This is a genomic window from Bradyrhizobium sp. HKCCYLS20291, assembly GCF_051167715.1.
Taxonomy (GTDB): Bacteria; Pseudomonadota; Alphaproteobacteria; order Rhizobiales; family Xanthobacteraceae; genus Bradyrhizobium.
Window position 1 is genome coordinate 86,863 of the sequence record NZ_JBNPTO010000019.1, and the last position, 20,373, is coordinate 107,235.

General features: G+C 67.8%; 2 protein-coding genes. One reads left to right on the forward strand and one right to left on the reverse strand.

Going from position 1 to position 20,373, the window contains the following annotated elements; genetic code table 11:
* The first annotated feature begins 3 nt into the window (after positions 1-3).
* The gene (locus ACQR07_RS30930; protein ID WP_434905851.1) at positions 4-18,972 is read left to right on the forward strand and encodes a non-ribosomal peptide synthase/polyketide synthase; all 18,969 of its coding nucleotides are present in this window, start codon (positions 4-6) and stop codon (positions 18,970-18,972) included.
* Positions 18,973-19,042: 70 nt separating this feature from the next.
* Here ACQR07_RS30930 and ACQR07_RS30935 read toward each other — a convergent pair whose 3' ends face one another.
* Entirely contained in the window at positions 19,043-20,344 is a 1,302-nt protein-coding gene (locus ACQR07_RS30935) for a cytochrome P450 (RefSeq protein WP_434905852.1), read from the reverse strand.
* Positions 20,345-20,373: the final 29 nt, after the last annotated feature.

Below are 20,373 nucleotides of genomic sequence, written 5' to 3' on the forward strand. Positions count from 1 at the left end.
ACGATGAGCAGCGTCGCCGACAATTTCGACATGACCGTTGAGGTCGCGCCGCTCAGCTCGGCGCAGGCGCGGCTCTGGCAGCAGGTGTCGCTCGATCCGGCCAATCCGGCCTATCACGTTCCCGCGGCGCTCCGCCTGCGCGGCGTCCTGGATCGGCGCGCATTGCAGCTCAGTCTCGACGCGCTGATCGGCCGCCACGAGATGCTGCGCACGACCTTCGATGTCGCGCAGGGTGAGACCTTGCAGATCATCCATCCGCATCTGCCGGTCGCGATCCGTGCCGGAGGCGCGATCGCGGAAGGCGAGCTGCAGGAGGCCATTCGACTCGAGATCCATCGCCCGTTCGATCTCGCCTGCGGGCCCCTGATCCGCGCCGTCATTTTCGATCTCAACGATCGCAGCGCGGTGCTGCTCGTGACCATGCACCATCTCGTCACCGACGGCTGGTCGATGGGCATCTTCGTGAGCGAGTTCTCGACCTGCTACCGCGCCTTCGCGACGGGTGGCCGTCCGGCGCTGCCGCCGCTCGAGATCCAATATGCCGATTTCGCCGATTGGGAACGCGAGCGGCTGGAGACGCTGGAGCCACGCCAGCTCGGCTATTGGCGCGAACAGCTTTGCCCTCCGGTCCATGCGACCGAAGTGCTGCCCGACTATCCGAGACCGCCAGTGCCGGGCACGCGGGGGGCGACGGAGTGTTTCGAGCTCGATGTTCTCGTCGCGGCGCGCCAGCTCGCCAACAGCCTCGGCGCGACACTGTTCATGGTGCTGCTCGCCGCGTTCAAGGTCGTGCTGCAACGACATACGCAGGCGGACGAGATCGTCCTGGGCTCGCCGGTGGCCGGCCGCAACCACGCCGACATCGAGCCGCTGATCGGCTTCTTCGTCAACACCCAGGTGCTGCGCGTCGACGTCAGCGGCGATCCCAGCTTCGCGGAGCTGGTTGCCCGGGTGCGCCAGACCACGCTGGCGGCCTGGGACAATCAGGATCTTCCGTTCGATAAGCTCGTCAGCGCGTTGAAGCCGGAGCGCCGGCCGGCCCGGCGCCCGTTCTGCGATCTGATGTTCGCGCTGCAGAATGCACCGCGCGCCGAGCTCGAACTGCCGGGATTGACGATCGACATCCTGCCGGTCTTCACCGACACGGCCAAGTTCGACATGACCGTGATCTGCGAGGAGACGCCGCGGCGGCTCGACCTGCGGATCGAATACGCGACCGATCTCTACGATGCCGCAACCGTGCGGCGTCTCGCCGCAAGCTTCGAGCAGGTCATTCGCGCGGCCTGTGTGGATCCGCAGGCCCGCATCACGACCATGCCGGTCGTCGCTCCGGCGGAGCTCGACGAACTGCTGGGCCCGCGCCGTGGGCCGGCACTGAGTTCATCCGTCGAACTCACTCTGACCGAATGGCTTCGGCAAACAGCAGCGCGCTATCCGGATCGCGTCGCGGTGTCATCGCAGGACGAGCAGCTGACTTATGCTGCGCTGATGAGGCGCTCTGCCAGCCTCGCCGGACGCCTGCAACGCGCTGGGGTCCGTCGCGGCGATCGCGTGGCGCTCGCGGTGGAGCGCTCGATCGATCTCGTCGTTGCTATCCTCGGCATCCTGCGCACCGGCGCCGCCTACGTTCCGCTCGATGCTGCCTATCCGACGGCGCGCCTGGCCTTCATGCTGGCCGACAGCCACGTGTCCGCAGCGGTGACGCATGGGGCGGCGGGGTCGATCGCCGAAGCGCTGGGGGCAGCGGTGCCCGCTGCCCCCGTGATCCGCATCGACGACATCAATGATGGCGACGCCGAGACCTTCGTCGACGTGGCGATCACCGCATCCGATGCAGCCTATGTGATCTACACCAGCGGCTCCACCGGAAAGCCGAAGGGCGTGGTGGTCACGCACGGCAACGCGACCGGGCTGTTCACCGCGACCGCAGCCACCTTCGATTTCAACAGCGATGACGTCTGGACGCTGTTCCACTCCTATGCGTTCGATTTCTCCGTCTGGGAGATCTGGGGCGCGCTGCTCTATGGCGGCCGTCTCGTCATCGTCTCGCATACCGTCAGTCGGACTCCGGATGCATTCCGCGAACTAGTTGATCGGGAGCGGGTGACCGTCCTCAACCAGACGCCCTCGGCATTCGCGCAGTTCGATGCCGCCGACGAGCGCGCTGCTGCGGCGAGCGCCGACGTCCGGAATCTGGCTCTGCGCCATGTCGTCTTTGGTGGTGAGGCGCTGGACCCGGCCAAACTGTCCGCGTGGTTCGCGCGGCACGGCGACGAACGTCCCGTCCTTACCAACATGTACGGCATCACCGAGACCACGGTGCATGTCACGCACCGTCGGCTTGGCGTCGCGGACACCGCGCGCGGCGCGGCCAGCGTGATCGGTCTGGGGATCGACGATCTATCGCTGATCGTGCTCGATCCGCGGCTGCAGCCGGTCCCGATCGGGACACCGGGCGAGTTGTTCGTCGGCGGCCGCGGCGTTGCCCGCGGCTATCTCGGCCGGCCGGAGCTGACCGCCGAGCGCTTCATTCCGGATCCGTATCGAACGGGCCGCTTGTATCGCACCGGCGATCGCGTGCGCTGGGTCCGCGACGGTGGGCTTGCTTTCTTCGGCAGGCTCGACAATCAGGTCAAGATCCGTGGCTTCCGCATCGAGCTCGGCGAGATCGAGCAGGTGCTGCGTGCGGCGGGCCTGCGTGACGTGGCGGTGCTGCCGCGTGACGACGACGGCACGACGCGGCTGGTCGTCTACGGAGTAGCGACGGATCGGGACCGCTGCTCGCCGGCCACGCTGCGCGAGGTCTGCGCCGCCGCTCTTCCCGGCTACATGGTGCCGGCAGCCTACGTCCTGCTCGATGTCCTGCCGCTGACTCAGAACGGCAAGCTCGACGTCGGTGCGCTCGCCGCGCCGGATTTCGGCCAGGACACTGCGCGCGACACTTTTGTCGCACCGCGCACCGAGATCGAGAAGCGCATCGCCGCGATCTGGCAGGAGATGCTGGGTGTCGAGCGGGTCGGCCTGCGCGACAACTTCTTCGCCCTCGGCGGCGATTCGATCATGATGCTGCAGATGGCCGCGCGCATCGGCCGCGCCGGATACAGCGTCGCCCGCCGCGACCTGATCGAATGTCAGACCGTCGGCGACCTCGCCGGGCGCGCCAAGCCGGCGTCCGCCGCGCGCGACCGGCGCCGTGGTGCCGGTGCTGTGGCCGCCGCGCCTGCGCGCGCGGTGCCAGCTGCGACTGGCGACATCGAAGACGAATATGCGCTGACGCCGCTGCAGGAAGGATTGCTCTTCCAGAGCCTGTACGCGCCCGAGGATGGTCACTACGTCGAGCAGCTGCACGCCCCGCTGCAAGGCGATCTCGATGTGACCGCCTTCACCCGGGCGTGGCAGACGGTCATCGACCGCCACGCGGTGCTGCGAACCTCGTTCCACTGGCGTGACGGCGAGCGCGCGGTGCAACGCGTGGCGCGCAACGTGCGCTTCGCGCTCGACCACGAGGATTGGCGCGAACTGGCGCCGTCCGAGCAGGAGGCGCGGCTGGCCGCGCTGCTCGGTCGCGATCGCGCGCGCGGCTTCGATTTCCGCCAGGCGCCGCTGATGCGGGTGATTCTGCTGCAGCTTGCGCCGGGCCGATGGCACTGGATCTGGACGCATCACCACCTCATCCTCGATGGCTGGTGTCTGACGCTGGTGGTTGGCGAAGTGCTGGCCGCCTATGACGCCTATCGGCGCGGCGTCGATCCGGTGCTGCCGCAGCGCCGGCCCTATCGTGACTTCATCGCGTGGCTGGCGACGCAGGACGCGGAGGCGGCGCGCACGTTCTGGCGCGGCTATCTCCAAGGATTCAAGGCGCCGAATCGGCTCGATGCGCTGCAAGGCGCTGCGCCTGGCCGGGCTGCTGCGACAGGCACCGGCGAGCGTGATCTCGTGCTCGCCGTCGAGGAGACCACCGCGCTGCAGGAGTGGGCGCGCAGCCAGCATGTCACGCTGAACACCGTCGTCTCGGCGTGCTGGGCGCGCGTGCTTGCGGCCTGTTCGCATAGCGATGACGTCGTGTTCGGCGTGACGGTGTCGGGACGGCCATCCGAGCTCGAAGGCTTCGAGCACATGATCGGCCTGTTCATCAACACGCTGCCGATGCGCGTCCGCCTCGACGCCGACGCGCCGCTCGGTGCATGGCTGCGCGAGCTGCAGGCCCAGCAGGCGGCGATGCGCGTCCATGAGCATGCGCGGCTGGTCGACATTCAGCGTGAGAGCGGGATCAGGGTCGGCGACCGTCTGTTCGAGACGCTGCTGGTGTTCGAGAACTATCCCGTCGATCCCGCCAATCTGCAGCAGCCCGCCGGCCTCGCGCTCGGCCCGGTGACCTTCCTGGAACGGACCAACTATCCGCTGGCGATCGCAGCCATTCCCGGCCCGGGCCTGACATTGCGCCTCTACTACGACCGCGCGCGCTTCAGCGACGATGTAGGCGCACGCATCCTGAGCAACGTTGCAGGCCTGTTGCGTGACGTCGTCGCGAAGCCTGCGTACGATCTGCCGCGACGCCTCGCCGACTGGGCTGTTCCGCCGCTGGCTGACCAGCAAGGCAGTCGCGCAGCAGAGTTGGCCGCGTGGAACGATACCGCGCGAGACCTGCCGCCGGTCACGTTCCCCGACCTGTTTGCCGCTCAGGCAGCTGAAAGCCCCGATGCGATCGCTGTCGTCGACGGGGACGAGAGCCTCAGCTATGCCGCTCTCGAGGCCCGCGCCAACCAATTGGCGCATCATCTGCACGATCTCGGCGTGGGACCCGAAACCGTGGTCGGTCTCTGCGTCGAGCGCTCGCCGGCATTGCTGGTCGGCCTGCTCGGCATTCTGAAGGCGGGCGGGGTGTATCTGCCTCTCGACCCGAGCTATCCGGATGACCGCATCGGCTTCATGCTGAACAATGCCGGTGCATCGGCGCTCGTCACCCACGCAGGCCTGCGCTATCGATTGTGCGGGTCCGACGCGCCGCGTAGTCTCATCCTGCTCGATGCCGATCAGCCGGCGCTCGCGAAGCGCCCCGCCACCGCGCCGGCGTCACGCCTCGATCCGCAGAACGCCGCCTACGTGATCTACACGTCCGGTTCGACGGGGACGCCAAAGGGCGTGGTGATCACGCATGCCGGCCTCGCCAACAAGCTCGTCGCGCTGCGCGATGACTTCGCCGTGGGAGCGGACTTCCGATCGGCGCTCGTCATCTCCAGCGCCTTCGATGCGGCGATCGAGCAGACCTTGCTGCCGCTGGTCGGCGGTGGTGCCGCCATCATCGTCAGCAACGCGACGAGGGAGCAGCCCGCCGCCTTCTGGCAGCAGATGGTCTGCGATCGCGTCACCTTCATGAGTTGCGTGCCCTCCTTCCTTGGCTCCGTGCTCGCCGGCGCACCCAACGGATTGCGACTGCAGCATCTCGCCTTGGGCGGCGAAGCGTTGACCACCGGCTTCGTGCGTCAGCTCTCCGAGCGCATCGCCGTCACGCGGCTCACCAATCTCTATGGCCCGACGGAGGCAACCATCGATGCCGCCGCCTTCACGGTCGACGGCGAGCAGGTCGGTGCCGACGTTCCGATCGGCCGGCCGATGCCGAACTACGTCCTGCATGTGCTCGACACCGCGAAGGACTTCGGCCTCGATCCCGTGGCGACCGGTGAGGCAGGCGAACTCCACATTGCCGGGCTCGGTCTCGCCCGCGGCTATCGCGGCAATGCGGGGCTGACGGCCGAGCGGTTCGTCGCCAATCCCTTTGGCCCTCCCGGCAGCCGCATGTACCGGACAGGCGATCTCGCGCGCCGGCTTGCTGACGGATTGCTGGAATTTGCCGGGCGCGTCGATGCGCAGCTGAAGATCCGCGGCTTCCGGATTGAGCCGGGCGAGATCGAGGCCGCGTTGGCCGCGTGCCCGTCGGTGGCGCAGGCCGCCGTGATCGCGCGCGAGGATGTTGCGGGACATCAGCGCCTGGTCGGCTACGCGGTCCCGCGGGCCGGCGAGACCATCGATCCGGCGCGGCTGCGCGCGCAGCTCGGCCGGACGCTGCCGGACTACATGGTTCCGGCCGCGATCGTGGTGCTCGATCGGCTGCCTTTGTCCACGAGCGGAAAGCTCGACCGGCGGGCGCTGCCCGCCCCGGACCTGGCGCCAGCCGCGCCGGAAGCGCCGCACACGCCGCAGCAGGATCTGCTGTGCTGGCTGTTCGCCAAGGTGCTCGGGCTGAAGCAGGTCGGCATCGACGACAACTTCTTCGCGCTGGGCGGCGACTCGATTCTCAGCCTGCAGATCGTGTCGGGAGCGCTCGCCGCTGGCCTGCGCATTTCGCCCCGCAACCTGTTCGAACATCCGACGGTGCGCGAGCTTGCGGCGGTCGCGGTGGCGGCGGGCGTGGAGTCGGCGGAGGCCGCACCTGGCGACGTGCCACTGACGCCGATCCAGCGCTGGTTCTTCGCGCGCGGCCTGGCGCATCGCAACCGCTGGAATCAGTCGGTCGTCCTCGAGGTCGATCCGCGTGTGACGCCCGATATGTTGCAGCAGGCCTTGCATGCCGCGGCGAGAGAGCATGACGCGCTGCGACTGCGCTATGAAGGTGCTGATGGTCCGACGCAGCGGTTGCCCGACGCCGGCACGACCACGGAGCCGCTGCCTTGCGTCGTCGCCTCCGTGCCGGCGGATGCGCCGTCGACGCGCGATGCGCTGCTGCAGTGGACCGCGCCGTTCGCCGAGCAGGCGCAGGCCGGACTGGATCTCGCCAGTGGCCCGCTGGCCCGCGCGGTGATTTTCCCGTCCCGCTCGGTGGGTGAGCCGTCGCATCTGTTGCTGGTCGCGCATCACCTCGTGATCGGCGGCGTGTCGTGGCGCATTCTCACCGAAGGGTTGCAGCAGCGGCTGAAGGAGCAGCTCGAGGGGCGCCCGCTCGAGCCGCTCGTCAGGAGCGTGTCGTTCGCCACCTGGGCCCGACGCCTCGCTGGCTACGCCGCGACCGCAGCGCTACCGGTCGACTATTGGCTCGCGCTCGCCGATCGTGAGCCGCCGGCGCTCCCGATCGATCGTCCTGATGCCACCGTAGCCAACATCGCGGCCAGCCTGAACAGCGTCGACATCGTGCTCGATGCCGAGATAACCGCGGCGCTGCTCCGCAAGGTTCCGAAGGCCTACAACACGCGTGCCCAGGAGCCGCTGGTCGCGGCCTGTGCCGCCGCGCTGGCGGAGTGGACCGGCGTGCCGCGGGTCCTGCTCGATCTCGAAAGCCACGGACGCGAGGCGCTGCCGGGCCTCGACCTCGATCTGTCGCGCACGCTCGGCTGGTTCACCAGCGTCTACCCGGTCAGTCTTGAATTGCCTTCCGTTGGTGGCGTGGGCGCAACGCTGTGCGCGGTCAAGGAGCAGCTACGACAGATCCCGTCGAACGGCACGCCCTTCGGTCTGATGGTTGCGTATTCCGAGGACCGTGATCTGCAGCATCGGCTCGCGCGGGTGCCGCAGCCGAAGGTGACGTTCAACTATCTCGGCCAGTTCGATCAGGCCCATGACGATGGCGCGCTGCTCAGGCTCACGGACCTGCCGTCCGGGCAGGGCCAGCACGGCGACGAGTTGCGCAGCCATGTGCTCGACATCGTCGCGATGGTCCGTCGCGGCGAGCTTGTGACGTCGTTTCAGTACTCCGAGGCCTTGCATGACCGCGACACCATCGTGCGACTCGCCGATGGCTTCGAGCGGCAGCTGCGAGCGCTGATCGACCACTGCCTTCAGCCCGGGGCAGGCGCGCATACCCCGTCGGATTTCCCGCTGAGCCGCATCACCAGCGACGCTCTTATGCGGCTGGAGCAGGCGTGCGGACCGATCGAGGACCTGCATGTGCTGTCGCCGATGCAGCAAGGCCTGTTCTTCCATGCCTTGGCTGCTCCCAACAGCGACCTCTATCTGCAGCAGCTTCACGGCGAGCTGCGCGGCGACCTCGACATCGGCGCCTTCGAGCTGGCATGGCGCGATCTCGTGCGGCGGCATGCGATCTTCCGCGGCCGATTCGTCTGGGAAGGTCTCGCCGAGCCGCATGTCGTGGTGCTTCCGACCGCCGAGATCGAGGTTGCCGTGCAGGATTGGCGCGGCATCGATACATCCGCGCAGGAGCTGCGTCTCGCCGAGCTGCTGCGGGACGATCGGCGCCGCGGGATGGCGCTCGATCGTGCGCCGCTGATGCGCGTCACCTTGGTGCGACGTGACGACCGGCACTGGCACTTCCTGTGGACGCATCATCACGTCCTGCTCGACGGCTGGTGCATCGGCCTCGTGCTGCGCGAGGTGCTGGATGGCTATGAGGCGCGACGACAGGGCACCGCCGTGGAACCCGCGGTGAGGCGGCCCTATCGCGACTACATCGCGTGGCTGCAGCGCCAGGACCGCATCCGTGCCGACGCTTTCTGGCGCGCGGCGCTTGCCGATTTCACCACTCCGACGCGGCTGTCGCTGCCAGCCGCGCCCGCCGGCACGATCACGGACGAGTTCGAGGCCGCGGGCGAAGCCGTGCTGTCCTTGTCAGAAGCTGCCACAGCTGCGATCGAGGCCTTTGCGCGCAAGCATCGCTTGACGGTCAACTCCGTTCTGACAGGCGCCTGGGCCCGCCTGCTTGCAAGCTACGCGCATAGCGACGACATCGTGTTCGGCGTCACTATGGCCGGCCGCCCCGTGGAGCTGGAAGGCGCCGATCGCATGATCGGCCTGTTCATCAACACGCTGCCGCAGCGGGTTCGGATCCAGAGCGGCGTGCCGGTGATCGACTGGCTGCACGCATTGCAGGATCAGCAGCTTGCGCTGCGCGAGTTCGATCATTGCCGGCTCGTCGACATTCAGCGTGAAAGCGGCGTCGAGCAGGGCGTGCCGCTGTTCGAAACGTTGATCGCCTTCGACAACTATCCCGTCGACGAAGCCCTGGCGCAGGGATTCCGCGACATCGAGGTGGCCGCAACGCGGGGTGTCGAGCGGACGCATTATCCCTTGTCCTTGTCCGTCGTGCCAGGGCGGCAGCTGCGTGTGCGTGCCCTGTTTGATCGCCGTCGCATCAGCGACGCCGCCGCGGCGGCGATGCTCGTATCGCTGCAATATCTGCTGGAAAGCTTGTCCAGCGGCGCGGTCGAAACGGTCGATGACTGGAGCCTCGTGCCATCCCCGCAACGCTTGCCGTTGCCGGCACCCGTGTTTGGTCGAGAGGACACCCTGCCGCAGCGCTTTGCCAGGGCCGCGGCGGCCCATCCCGACCGGATCGCCGTCAGCTGTGGCGACAGCGGGCTGAGCTATCGCGAGCTCAGCGCGCGCGCCGGCCGTCTTGCTCATCACCTTCGGGAGGCGGGGGCCGGTCCGGAGTCGCTGGTCGGTCTGTATCTCGAACGGACCGTGGACGTTGTCGTGGGGATCCTCGGCATTTTGCAGGCTGGCGCCGCCTATGTGCCGATCGATCCCCGCGCTCCGGTCGAGCGCATCGGCAGCACCGTCGCTGACGCCGGTCTGAAACTGATCGTCACCGAGTCCGCGCTGCTCGATGCGCTCGATCCGGCGGCGCGCGGCACGGCATCGGTCGTCGTCCTCGATCGTGACGCGGCGTCGATTGCGCGGCATCCGGCGATCGCTCCGCCAGCGGTCATCTCGCCGGCGAATGCGGCCTACGTGATCTACACCTCAGGCTCGACCGGCCGGCCCAAGGGCTGCGTGGTCACGCACGCCAACGTGATCCGCCTGTTCGACGTGACGCAAAAAAGTTTCGCGCCGAGCGCCGACGACGTCTGGATGTTGTTCCACTCGGTGGCCTTCGATTTCTCGGTCTGGGAGCTCTGGGGCGCGCTGCTGCATGGCGGACGCCTCGTCGTCGTGCCGCATGACGTCAGCCGCTCGCCGGAGCGGATGCATGAGCTGCTCCGGCGCGAGCGCGTGACGATCCTGAACCAGACGCCCTCCGCGTTCCGGCAACTCGCCGCGGTCGACGCGGCGCGGCAGCAGGGCGACCAGCCGCCACCGCTGGCGCTGCGTCATGTCATCTTCGGCGGCGAGGCCCTCCAGCTTGAAGAGCTGCGCGACTGGATTGCGCGGCGGGGCGAGGTGCGGCCGGTCCTGACCAACATGTACGGGATCACCGAGACGACCGTGCACGTGACGGAGCGATGTATCCGCCAAGCCGATCTCGCAACCGCTTCCGGCAGCGTCATCGGCGATGCGTTGGCCGATCTGTCTCTGACGGTGCTCGATCCGTTCGGCCTGTCCTTGCCGCAAGGCGTGGTCGGCGAGCTCTTCGTCGGAGGGGCCGGCGTTGCGCGCGGCTATCTGCATCGTGCAGCGCTGACGGCGGAGCGGTTCCTGCCCGGGCCCGGTGGCCAGCGCCTGTACCGCAGCGGTGATCTCGTGCGGCAGAGCGCGGCCGATGTCGAATATCTCGGCCGTATCGACCAGCAGGTGAAGGTGCGCGGCTTCCGCATCGAACTCGGGGAGATCGAAGCGGCGCTGCTCGATAGTCCGGCCGTGGCCATGACGACGGTGCAGGCGTTTGCCGCGGCACAGTCGGGGCAGCAGCGTCTGATCGCCTATGTCGTCCCGCGCGGATCCGTCTCGGTCGCGCTGCTGCGCGAGCAACTCGCCCGCAGACTGCCCGACTACATGATCCCGTCACTGTTCGTGCTGCTCGACCAGCTGCCCCTGACCGTCAACGGCAAGATCGATCGCCGCGCCCTTCCGTCGCCGGAGAGCGCGCAATGCACGCGCGCGACGGCGTCCATGGGGCCGAGCAACGACATCGAGCGCGTTCTCGCCGCCGCCTTTGCCGCCGGGCTGGAACTCGACCATGTTGGCGTGGACAACAATTTCTTCGCACTCGGCGGCGACTCGATCCGCAGCATCCGCGTGCTGTCGCATGCACGTGCGGCGGGTGTCGCGCTCGAATTCGGCGATCTCTTCAGCCATCCCTCCGTGGCCGCGCTTGCCGCGCATCTCGCTGCGGGCTCGGCCGCCGGGTCCGTTGAGCGGCCCATCGGCCCGTTCGAGCTTGTCGCACCAGAGGTCGCCGGCGCACTGGATGGCGATGTGGAAGCGGCCTATCCGCTGACGCGCCTGCAGCATGGCATGCTGCTGGAGACGCTCGATGCTGACACCGCGACCACCTACCACGACGTGATGAGCTATCATCTGCAGGCGCCGTGGGATCACGACGCCCTGAAGGACGCTTTGGCTGTCGTCGTCGCGCGGCACGACATACTGCGATCGAGCATACGGATCGGGCTCGGACCTGAGCCGCTTCAGCTCATTCATCGCAAGGCGACAATTCCGCTGGCCGTCGATGACCTCACGGCATTGAGCGCAGCGGGGCAGGATCTGCGCATCGAGACCTGGGGGCGCGCCGAGACCGCGCATGCGTTCGAGCTCGCGCAGGCTCCGCTGCTGCGCGTGCAGGTCCACCGTCGTTCGGCGTCGATGTTCCAGTTCAGCCTCAGCTTCCATCACGCCATTCTCGATGGCTGGAGTGTCGCGACGCTGCTCACCGAGCTGTTTGCAGCGTATGCGGAGCGGCTCGGATACCCCGTTGCACCGCTCCCGCCGCCCCCGACCGCAACCTTCCGCGACTACATCGCGAACGAGCGTGAGATGCTCACCGACGCGGACGAGCGGCGCTTCTGGTCGGACTATGTCGAGGGCGCCCGCCCGACGCTGCTGCCGAGGCTGCCACGTCCCCATGACGCCGCGCCGCAACGGCGTGTGCGCTCGTTTGCGATTCCGATCGCGGCTGAAACGTCCATGCGGCTCGAGCAACTGGCCGGTGAGTGCGCGGTGCCGCTTCGCACCGTTCTGCTTGCGGCGCATGTGCGTGCCCTCAGCGTCATTTGCGGCGAGAGCGACGTCGTTACGGGATTGGTGACCAACGGACGGCCGGAGCGGCAGGATGGCGAGCGCGTGCTCGGCCTGTTCCTCGGGACGTTGCCGTTCCGGCTCCGCGTCGATAGCGGCAATTGGCGCGCGCTCGTGGCGCAGGTGCACGAGGTGGAGAAGCGGATCGCCAGCCACCGTCGCTTCCCGCTGGCGGAAATCCAGCGCCTGGCCGGGCAGGCGCTGTTCGAGACCGATTTCAACTTCGTGCATTTCCACGTCTTCGAACAGGCGCTGCGGATGCACGATGCGTTTCGGGTGCTGGGTGCGCGCGGGTTCGAAGAAACCGGCTTCACGCTCGCAGTGAATTTCGGCCTCACGGTGGAAGCCCGAGCGCTCGCGGGCAGCCTCGATCTCGACACCAACGTCATCACCGAGGCGCAGGGCGCGAGCTACGCCGGCATCTATGGCCGTGTGCTGAAGCATCTCGCCCATCATACCGATGAGGATGTCGGTGCGACCGGTGTCCTCGACGCTGATCAAGCAGATGCGTTGATCGCCGCCGGCCGCGCTCCCCAGGCGTCGGCCCCAGCCTGTCTGCCCGAGCTCGTGGGCCACCAGATGGCGCGTACGCCCGATGCGGTGGCAGTGGTCGCCGGCGATCAATCGCTCACATTCGCCGAGCTCGACCGGCGCGCCAACCAGCTCGCGCATCTGCTGCTCGCGCGCGGCATCCGGCCGGATGCCGTCGTCGCGGTGTGCACGGGATCGTCCTGCGATCGTGTAGTGGCTTTGCTTGCCATTCTGCGCGCGGGGGCTGCCTATCTGCTGCTCGAAGCCGAGCAGCCGCGCACGCGAACCGCAGAGGTGCTCGCGGATGCAGGCGCACGAGCGATCATCGTCGATGACACGACGGCTGGGCGCACGTGGCCGGCGGGTGTCGAGATCATTCCATTGTCCGAAGATCTGCTCGCGGCGCAGCGATCGGCCGCGCCGGCGGTTGCCGTTCTGCCCGACAATCTGGCCTACATCATCTCGACCTCGGGTTCGACGGGGCGGCCGAAATGCGTGCAGATCACGCACCGCGCCATCGCGAACCACATGGCCTGGATGCGCCGCGCGTTTCCGCTCGGTCCTGGTGACCGTGTGCTGCAGAAGACGCCGGTCGCGTTCGATGCGTCGGTTTGGGAATTCTGGGCGCCATTGGTCGAAGGCGCGTCGCTGGTGCTGGTGCCGGATGGGTCGCATCGTGATGCGGACCATCTCGTGCGCATGATCCGCGACGAGCGCATCACTGTCCTGCAGCTCGTGCCGACGCTCCTGCGCGCGCTGCTCGATGTCCCGGAGTGGAGCCGCTGCGACATGCTGCGCCGTCTGTTCGTCGGCGGCGAGCCGTTGTCGCGCGACCTTGCAAGACGTGCGCTGGCGATCCACCCGGGTCTCGAGCTCGTCAATCTCTATGGACCTGCCGAGACCACCATCGACGCGACCTCTTGCGTCGTCCGCGCCGAGCATGAGCTTGTTGCCATCGGCCAACCGGTCGACGGCACAGCGGCATTCGTACTCGACGAGGCGGCCCGGAGTTTCGTCCCGGCAGGGACCGACGGAGAACTCCATCTCGGCGGCGTGGGATTGGCTCGCGGCTATGCAGGGCGTCCCGGCTGGACCGCCGCGAGCTTCGTCCCCGACGCGCTCACGGGCGAAGCCGGGGCGCGGCTCTACGCGACCGGAGATCGCGCGCGCTGGGTGAACGTGACAGAGGGTGATCCCGCGCTGGCCCTCGAGTTTCGTGGCCGGGCCGATGATCAGGTCAAGCTCCACGGCCAACGGGTCGAACTCGGCGAGATCGACGCGGCGCTGCGCTCGCACGCCGCTGTGCAAGAGGCGGTGACGCTGCTGATCGACGACGGTGCGCGGCAACGGCTGGTGGCCCATATCGTCGGTGCTGCCACTGCCGCTGACGATCTGCGCAATCATCTCGTTGACCGGCTGCCACGGGCGCTCATTCCGGTCAGCTTCGTGCACCATGATGTCTTGCCGCAGACCACGAGCGGCAAGATCGACCGCAGGGCTCTGGCCGTTGCGAGCACGGATGTCGCGGCGATCCGTCCGGCGCGCAGCCACGTTCCTCCGCGCAGCGACGTCGAGCGGCTGCTGACAGACATCTTTGCCGATGTGCTCCGATCGCCTCAAATCGGCATCAGCGACGATTTCTACGAGCTCGGCGGCGACTCGATCATGGCGCTGCAGATCGTGTCGCGGCTACGCAGCGCTGGCTGGCGGCTGTCGCCGCGGCGCATCCTCGAGCATCCAACGATTGCACGGCTCGCACCGCAGCTCGTGCCGCTCAACGGGGACATGTCGACGGCAGCGTCGCGTGCTGCTGCCGGCATCGTCCCGCTCGCGCCGATCCAGCGCGACTTCCTGGCGCGCCTCGATGCGATCGCCGCAGCCGGGCTCGCCGCCGGTCGGGTATCGCATTGGAATCAGTCGGTCCTGCTTACGGTCCCGGCGGCGCTGACCGCCGAGCAGGCCGAGCGCGCCGTTCGCGCCGTCGCCGCTATCCACGACGCGACACGCCTGCGCTTCCGTCGCACGGACACAGGATGGCAGCAGCGCTATGAGTCCGCGGACGCTGCGACCGGCATCGCGTTTGAGGCTGTCGATCTCTCGGCGGTTCATGACTGGCAGAACGAGCTCACCGCGCGCGCCGAACTGGCTCAGGCCGGCTTGGATCTGGACGTTGGTCCCGTCGGCCGGGCGGTCCATTTCACGCGGGACAACGAGCCGGGCCGGCTGCTGCTGGTGCTGCACCACCTCGTCGTCGACGCCGTGTCATGGCGGATCCTGCTCGAGGATCTCGCGACCGCTCTGCGGCAGGTGATGCTTGGCGATCGCATCCAATTGCCGCCGGCATCCAACTCCTATTCGGAATGGGTTTCGAGCATCGATGCACGAGCGCGTTCTGCTGACACTGCACCGTGGCTCGCGTTGGTTGGGCAACATGGTGCGTCTGCGATCGAGCGGTTTGCCGAGGGCGGTCTCGTCCCGTCGGCGCCTGCCAGCAATCTCGTCAAGGACGCGGACAAGGTGCGGGTGAGGCTCACCGCGACGGAGACGTCGGCGTTGCTGCGCACGGCACCGACCCTGCTGCGGACGCGGCCGGAGGAAATGCTCTTGGCTGCCTTCCTCGACGCCTTGTCGCCGGATGACGCAGCGTCGTCGCTGTGGCTCGATCTGGAAGGTCATGGCCGCGAGGAGATGGCGGACACGGAACGGTCCGGCCTGGATTTGTCCCGCACGGTCGGCTGGTTCACCGCGCTGTACCCTGTCTGCCTGCAACGTCCCGCCGGATCGCGCGGCGGCGATCTGCTGCGATCGGTCAAGCGCTGCCTTCGTGCGCTGAGTGCGAACGGCGCGGATTTTGGTGCCTTGCTCCATTTGTCTCCCGACCCGCACGTCAGGGCCCAGCTGGCGGCGCTGCCGCGGCGTGATATCGCGTTCAATTTCCTCGGCCATGTCGACGCCGGAAAGAAGGATCAGGTTTCCGCCATCGGCATCCAGCCGGCGCCGGAGTCGTGCGGTCATGACCATGATCCGCACGGCGAGCGGCACTATCTGCTCGAACTGATCGCGCGCGTGAGCGATGGCGAGTTGATCATCGATTGGATCTTCCCGGGCGGGATGATCCCGCGGGCCGCGGTCGAGCGGCGGGCCGCGGACATGGTGCTCAGCCTCAAGACGCTGATGGCGTCTGATCCGGCCGCTGCCGCTGCTCCGTCGGACTTTCCGCTGCTGCAACTGGCGGACGACGAGCTGGATGCGCTGCTCGCTGAGCATCCCGATACGCAGACGATTCTGCCGCCGTCGCCGCTGCAGGACGGCCTGCTGTTTCACGCGCTGGATGACGACCAGCCTGGCGTCTATGTGCAGCAGATCACCGCCGCGATCGACGGTCGCATCGACCGGCGCGCGTTCGAAGCCGCGTGGGACCGGACGCTCGCGCGTCACGACGCGTTGCGGGCATCGTTTCATCGCGGTGTGCGCGACGGCCGCAGCTATTCCATCATGCATCATGGGCTGCGCTGCCCGATCAGCTGGCTCGATTGGCGAAATGACGATGCCGACACGCGTTGGCGACAGATGCTGCGCGACGATCGGGCGCGCGGCTTCCAGCTCGATCGTCCGCCACTGATGCGGGTCACCGTCGTCCAGATCGCGGAGCGCAGCTGGCGCCTGTTGTGGTCGCACCATCATCTGCTGCTCGACGGCTGGTCGCTGCCGCTGGTGCTCGGCGATGTCATCGCTCATTATCGCGCGCTGACCGAAGGAACGCCCGCGCCCGTCGCGTCGTCAGCGGCCTACTCGGACTATCTGGTCTGGCTGTCTCGCCGCGACGACAGCACGGCCCGGGCGCATTGGCGCGAGTTGTTGCAAGGCCTGGAGACGCCGAGCACCATGCAGCTGCCGGCTGCGGCGGGCCCGGAGCTTGCGGCGTCCGCGGGGGAGACGCACGGCGAGATCGAATTCGTTCTCTCGAACGCGGAAACCACGGCGCTCTCCGCCTTGGCGCGCAGTGGCAATGTGACGCTGGCCGCTGTCATCCAGGCGTGGTGGGCTCATCTCGTCGCGCGCTTCAGCGGCCGGCGCGATGTCGTCTTCGGCGTGACGCTCGCGGGGCGGTCGGCACCGTTGAGCGGCATCGAGACGACCGTCGGCCTTTTCATCAACACCTTGCCGTTGCGTGTCGACGTGCCGGCCGGATGCCCTCTGCTGCAGCTCGCCGCGCGGTCCGATGCCGCCCGCGCCGTATTGGCCGAGTACGAGCACAGCCGTCTGGTCGACGTCCAGCAGCTTGCCGACCTGCCGCGAGGAACGCCGCTGTTCGACAGCATCCTGGTGTTTCAGAACTACCCGCTCGGCGATACCGTCGCGCCGCTCGCCGATTTCACCGTGCGCGACCTCGCCGCAGTCGAGCGGACGCATTACCCGCTGACCTGCTTCGTCATGCCCGGCGATGGCCTGCACGTGCGGCTCGTCTACGATGCGAAGCGGTTTTCGCGCGAAGGCGTGGTGTGCGTTCTGGCGCATGGCCGCAGCACCTTGCTGGCAACCATCGAGAACCCGCTGCGGCCGCTCGAGGCCTTCGATAGTTTCCCACCGCGCGAGTGCGATGGCTTGATTCAGGCTTCCGGCAAAATCGCCGAAGGCGACAGCTGGACCTCCCTGCACGACCAGATCGCGGCGATGGCGGCACGGGACCCGGATCGCACGGCCATCGTCTGCGGCGACGACGTGCTGACCTATCGCCAGCTCATCGCCAGGGCTGGACGTGTGACGGCGGCCTTGATTCAGCGCGGTTTTGGTTCGGAGGATCTCGTCGGGATCTGTCTCGACCGGTCCGTCGATATGGTCGTCGCGCTGCTCGGCGTTCTCGGCTCGGGCGCGGCCTACGTCCCATTGGACCCGCGTTTTCCACGCGCGCGGCTCGAACTGATGCTGGCGGAAAGCTCGCCGCGCGCGGTGCTCACCGGGCGGACGCTTGCGGCCGAACTGGCCGACGCGGATATGTCCGAGCGGCCGCTGCTGGCGCTCGCCGATCTCGTCGATGAAGCCGGCGATGTCGTGCGGCCCGGCGCCGCCGTCCAGCCGGGCAATCTGGCCTATGTCATCTTCACCTCCGGCTCGACCGGCCGACCCAAGGGGGTGCAGGTCACCCATGGCGCTCTCGTCAACGTCATCAGAAGCTTTGCCGCGACGCCAGGATTGTCCCGCGAGGATACGCTGCTTGCGGTCACGACGTTGTCCTTCGACATCGCCGCGCTTGAATTGCTACTGCCGCTGACGGTCGGAGCGCGGCTCGTCCTTGCGAGTGCGGATCAGGCCGCGGATGCGGAGGAGCTTGCCAACCTCATCACAAGCGAGCGCGCAACGGTGATGCAGGCGACGCCGGCGACGTGGCGGATGCTGATTGCCGCGGGATGGGCCGGCGCGCCGGACCTTTCGGTGTGGTCGGGCGGCGAGGCCCTGCCGGCCGATCTCGCCGCCGAGCTGCTGGCGCGCAGTCGCGGGCTTTGGAATCTGTATGGTCCCACCGAGACGACGATCTGGTCGCTGGCCGGTGCGGTGAATACGGCGGCGGACACTGCGGTGCTCGCCCGTCCGATTGCGGCCACGTCGGTCTATGTCGCGGACGCCGCACTGGAGCTGGCGCCGCCCTTCGTGCCCGGCGAGCTATTGATTGCCGGAGATGGGTTGGCGCGAGGTTATCGCGGGCAGCCCGGATTGACCGCGGAGCGCTTCGTGCCCGATGTCTTTGGTGGACCCGGCGCGCGGGCCTATCGCACCGGGGATGAAGTGCGCAGCACCGCTGCCGGCTTTGCGTTCCTCGGCCGTCTCGACCAGCAGGTCAAGATCCGCGGCTTCCGCGTCGAGCTCGGCGAGATCGGGGCAGCACTGCGAACCATGCCGGCCGTCGCCGATGCCGTCGTGGTGAAGGCTGACTACGCCGGCCATCCGCGACTGGTCGCCTACGTGGTACCGAGCGGCACGCCGGATGCGAACCTCCGTCAGACCATGCAGGAAGCGCTGAGCGCGCTGTTGCCGGGCTACATGCTGCCGTCGGCCTATATGGTGCTCGATGCTCTGCCGCTGACGCCCAATGGCAAAATCGACCGCCAGAGTCTGCCGGCACCCGACGCTGCCGCGGCGCCGGATCGGACGCGCGTGGCGCCGCGCAACTCGATCGAGCAGGCGATCGCCGCGATCTGGCAGGACGTGCTGGGTCTGCCGCTTGTCGGCGTGACCGATAACTTCTTTGATCTCGGTGGTCAGTCGCTGCAGGCGGCGTCGCTGCTCGCCACGTTGCGGCAGGCCTTCAAGGTCAAGCTGCCGATGCGCACGCTGTTCGCCGGGCCGACGGTCGAACAGCTGGCGATGGCCATCATGTCGCTGGAGGAGCGGCCCGGGCTGACGCAGCAGATCGCACAGGCGCTGGTGCGGCTGCAGGCGATGTCGCCTGAGGCCAAGGCGCTGCTGCGTGAACGGCAGAAGGCGAGGAACGAATCATCCGCCGAAGGGGCGCGGGCCGTGGCGGCGAAGCGCGGCTGAGATCGCTCCGGAGAGGTCGTACGTCTCAGCAGCTCAGCAATATTGGCGTGCTCTCAGGAGCAGCGCCGCGCTACCTCGCTTCGAGAACGACCGGCAGATAGTCGTCGGCGCGGTTGAAGGGGCGGATCTTGATGGCGCGTTCGGGATCGGTCGCGCGCGGCCGGTGTCTCTGCGCAATCGTCACCAACATCAGGCGCAGCATCAGGGTCGCCATCGGAGCGCCGATGCAGGTGCGGGGGCCGCGCCCGAACGGCAGGTAGGCGCAGGTCGGCAGGCTGCGCTCGAACTCAGCGGTCCAACGCTCCGGCTTGAAGCTGTAGGGATCGCCGAACCAGCGTGCGTCGCGATGCATCACCCAGGACGAGATCAGCATTCGCGAGCCCCGCGGAATCCGCCAGCCGCCGATCTCGTCTGCGCCGGCCGCGATGCGCACCATGGCGCCCGACGGCGGCACCAGCCGCAGCGCTTCCTTCACCACCTGCTCGGCATAGGGAAGGTTGACGAGGTCGTCATAGCGGACGGGCCGACCGTCCAGCACCTCTGCCGCTTCGGCGTGAAGCGCGTCGTCGATGGCGGGGTTCAACGCGATCTGACGGATGGTCTGGTTGAGGGCGATACCGATGCCGTCGGCACCTGCGGCGGTCGTGCTCACCAGCGAGTCGCGGATCTCGACATCGGTCAGGCCCTCGTCCGGTAGCGATACGAAGGCGGAGAGCAGATCGGCTCCGACCGGACCAGAGGCACGCCGAGCCTTGATGCGAGCGAAGACGTCGCGGTTGAGCCGCTCGATCGCACGCAGGTATTTGCGGTTGACGGTGGTGGGAACCCACTCGGGCAGGGCGGCGTGGGTGCGAAATTCATCGGCCTCGCGGAACAGCGTCGCGAGCTCGTCAGTTTCCGCGCCCGGCCGGGTGCCGAAGTGAATCTGCACGCTGGCGCTCAGCGCGACCTGCATGAGCTCATCCATCAGCGTGGCGCTCGGAAACGTCGTCCAGCCGTCCACCACCGAGCGCGTCAGGTCGACGACCACCCTGCAATAGTCGCGCGCCATCAGCGACTGCTGGAACATCGGGCCGATGATCCGGCGCAGGCGGCGGGCTTCGTCGCCGTTGTTCACCTGCATGGAATTGCCGAAGAACCGCCGCTCGCGCCTGCTGCCTTCGGACCGCAGGTAATTGTCGCGATTGTCGATCAGGACGTGCCGGATGTAATCCGGATGGTTGAGCATGTAGAAGCGGCGGCCCGGAAATTTCGCGCAAACGATGTCGCCGTATTGCTGCGCGAGGTGCTCGAGCGCGACGAGCCCGTTCTTGCGCCAGTCGTTGAGGGCGGCGAACAATTGCGTGCCGCGCGGGCCGGGTGGTTCAGCCATTGGCAACCTCGTTGACCAGGCAATCTGAT